Genomic DNA, 3,068 nt, shown 5'->3' on the forward strand with positions numbered 1-3,068 from the left:
CTTCACCGCGACCGAGGCCCCGGCGCCCGAACCGGCCGCGGAGGGCGCGCCGCCCGTCACGCCACTGGACTCCGACGACGCCCGCCGCTTCCTGCGCAAGCGCCTGCAACGCCTGCACGAGCAGGCCCTGCGCGACGGCGGCCGCTTCGAATCGCTGGACACCGACAACCAGCACCGCGTGCGCAAGCGCCTCAAGCGCCTGCGCTACCTCGCCGAATTCGCGGCGCCGCTGTTCGAGACCCGGGACGAGAAGAAGAGCGACGACAAGAGCGCCGCCGAGCGCTATCTGAAGCGCCTGCGTCCCGCGCAGGACGCATTGGGCGAGTTCAACGACGAGGCCGTCGCGATGGCCCTGTACCGCGAAGCCACCGCGCACGATGCGCGCGCGTGGTTCGCGGTGGGCTGGTTCAGCGCGCGGCACGCGGCGGGCGCGGCGGCCTGCCGGGAGGCGCTGGAAAAGATCGAGGGCGCGCCGCGGTTCTGGAAGAAGGGCCGCGGCAAGTCCTGACGCGGGGCGCGCGAGCGAGCGCGTCCGATGTCAGTGGTGGTGGCCGTGCGCCCCGTGCACGTGGCGATGCTCGATCTCCACCGGCAGCGCCTCGCGCACGTCCGTCACGGTCAGGCTGAAGCGCAGCGCCTTGCCGGCCCACGGATGGTTGCCGTCGAGCATGACGACCGGGCCCTTGATCTTCATCACGGTGAACACGTGTTCGCGGCCGTCGTCGAGGCGGCCCTGCAGCTGGCCGCCCACCTTCACGCCCGGCGGGAAGTCGGTCTTGGGAATGCTGCGCACCAGCGTCTCGTCGCGCTGGCCGAAGGCGTCCTCGGGCGCGAGGTTCAGGGTGGTCTGGTAGCCCTTCTCCTGGCCGTCGAGCGCTTCCTCGATCTTGGGCAGCGTGTTCTCGTAGCCGCCATGCAGATAGGCCATGGGCTCGGGGCTGGCTTCGATCAGCTTGCCCTGGGCGTCGGCGACTTTGTACTTGAGGGTGACGACGGTGTCTTTTGCGATTTTCATCGGGCCATTTTCCGTGCAAACCGATAGGCCGTAGCAGCTAGGTCTTCCACGAGCGGAAGGCCTCGGGCAGCGTTTCCTCCGTGCTCAGCTTCTGCGTCACCATCGCGATGAAGGCCGATACCGCGAGCGGCAGGTGCTTGCGGCTCGGGTACAGCACGGTCAGCCCCTGCCCCGTGCGCTGGTACCGCGGCAGCACCGGCATGAGCCGGCCGGCCGCCACGTCGAGCCGGCCCATCGAGGGCGGCAGCAGCGCGATGCCCAGCCCGGCCACTGCCGCCCGGCGCAGCGCCTGCGCGGTGTTGCCGCTGAAGCGGCCCGTGACCTGCACTTCTTCCTCGCCGTCCGACCCGGCCAGCCGCCAGGTCGCGCGGCCGCTGGGATGCGCCGCGGTCACGCAGTCGTGCTGCGCCAGCTCCTGCAGCGTGGCCGGGGCGCCGCGCGCGGCGATGTAGGCGGGGCTCGCCACCAGGCCGTCGGTGCGCGGGCCCAGCAGCTTGCGGCCGACGTAGCCCGAATCGGGCTGCGCGCCGCCGCGGAAGGCGACGTCGATCTGCTCCGCGATCAGGTCGGCCTTGGCATCGCTGAGCACGAAGTCGACCCGCACCAGCGGATTCGCGGCCAGGAAGTCGGCCACCCATTCCATCGGGAAGAAATCGAAGAAGTCGGCGGTCGCCGCCACGCGCACGAGGCCGCTGGGATCGCGGCTGCCGGTGACCAGTTCCTGCCCGGCCTCGACCAGCCCGTCGACCGCGCCCGCGCAGCGCTCGTGAAAGGCCTGGCCGGCGCTGGTCAGGGTCAGCTTGCGGGTCGAGCGCTGCATCAGCCGCGTGCCCAGCTGCGCCTCGAGCTGCTGGATGCGCCGGCTCACGGTGTTGGGCGGCAGCCCGAGGCGTCGGGCGGCTTCGGCAAAGCTGCCGTGGCGCACCACCTGCACGAACATGGCGATGTCGTTGAGGTCGAGCATGGGATTCGATTCCTTCCAAGAATGGACGAGTGCAATCCGACTCTACCGTCTAGTCGATCAATGGGTGGCGCCCTAAGCTTCGATCCATCGGGCCCGCCGGCCCGTCCGTCCATCCATCGACCCCGAATCCCAGGAGCTTTCATGTCCACCACCCAACCCCTCATCGGCATCGTCATCGGCTCGACCCGCGAAGGCCGCTTCGGCGAGAAGCCCGCGCACTGGATCCACGAGATCGCGAAGCAGCGCACCGACCTCGCCTTCGAACTGGTCGACCTGCGCGACCATCCGCTGCCCTTCTTCAACGAAGCCGGTGCGCCGGCCTGGGGCCCGGTGAAGAACGAGGCCGCGCAGCGCTGGCAGGCAAAGCTGGCCAGCTTCGACGGCCTCGTCGTGGTCACGCCCGAGTACAACCACGGCCCGAGCGCAGTGCTGAAGAACGCGATCGACTGGGCCTACAAGGAGTTCGTGCGCAAGCCGATCGGCTTCGTGGGCTACGGCGGCGTGGGCGCGGCGCGCGCGATCGAGCAGCTGCGGCTGATCGCGGTCGAGATGCAGATGGCGCCGGTGCGCAACGCGGTGCACATCGGCATGGTCGAGTTCCTCGGCATCTGGCAGCAGGGCAAGAACTTCGAGGACTTCCCGCACCTCGCGCAGGCGGCCGGCGGCATGCTCGACGACTTGGCCTGGTGGACCAAGGCGCTGAAGACAGCGAGGGGGGCCGCATGAGCACCGACGTCGCGACCAGGACCCGCGCCATCGTCTATCGCACGCGCGGCATGAAGCACGGCCCGATCGCGCGGCTCGTGAGCCCGGGCGACCTCGGCGAATTCCTCAAGCCCTTCGTCTTCCTCGACCTGTTCGGCTTCGACACCGAGGGCGGCCACCGCGGCTTCGGCATGCATCCGCACTCGGGTATCGCCACGCTGACCTGGCTGATCGAGGGCGACACGCTCTACGAGGACACGACCGGCGAACAGGGCGTGCTGCGCGGCGGCGGCGTCGAATGGATGCGCGCGGGCAATGGCGTGTGGCACACGGGCGCGCCGGCGCCGGGCGTGCAGCGCGTGCGCGGCTTCCAGCTCTGGGTGG

5 protein-coding genes are annotated in these 3,068 nt (G+C 70.1%); 3 read left to right on the top strand and 2 right to left on the bottom strand.

All coding sequences use genetic code 11. The features are described 5' to 3' along the window. A partial coding sequence (locus tag AC27VN_RS37305) for a CHAD domain-containing protein (protein ID WP_490879905.1) occupies positions 1-508 on the top strand: 508 nt, incomplete at its 5' end. 30 nt (positions 509-538) lie between these two features. Here AC27VN_RS37305 and AC27VN_RS37310 read toward each other — a convergent pair. Then, positions 539-1,015 (bottom strand): FKBP-type peptidyl-prolyl cis-trans isomerase, encoded by a 477-nt coding sequence (locus AC27VN_RS37310; protein WP_057593250.1) that lies wholly within the window; start codon positions 1,013-1,015, stop codon positions 539-541. 37 nt (positions 1,016-1,052) lie between these two features. Then, positions 1,053-1,979 (bottom strand): LysR family transcriptional regulator, encoded by a 927-nt coding sequence (locus AC27VN_RS37315; protein WP_490879906.1) that lies wholly within the window; start codon positions 1,977-1,979, stop codon positions 1,053-1,055. A 141-nt stretch (positions 1,980-2,120) separates the two neighbouring features. Here AC27VN_RS37315 and AC27VN_RS37320 point away from each other — a divergent pair, with 141 nt between their 5' ends. Beyond that, entirely contained in the window at positions 2,121-2,705 is a 585-nt protein-coding gene (locus tag AC27VN_RS37320) for an NADPH-dependent FMN reductase (protein ID WP_490879907.1), read from the top strand. Further along, on the top strand, positions 2,702-3,068 hold a 367-nt coding region (locus AC27VN_RS37325), incomplete at its 3' end, for a pirin family protein (protein ID WP_490879908.1). The genes AC27VN_RS37320 and AC27VN_RS37325, both read left to right, overlap by 4 nt.

The sequence above is a fragment of the Variovorax sp. 20P10.2.4 genome (assembly GCF_058244205.1).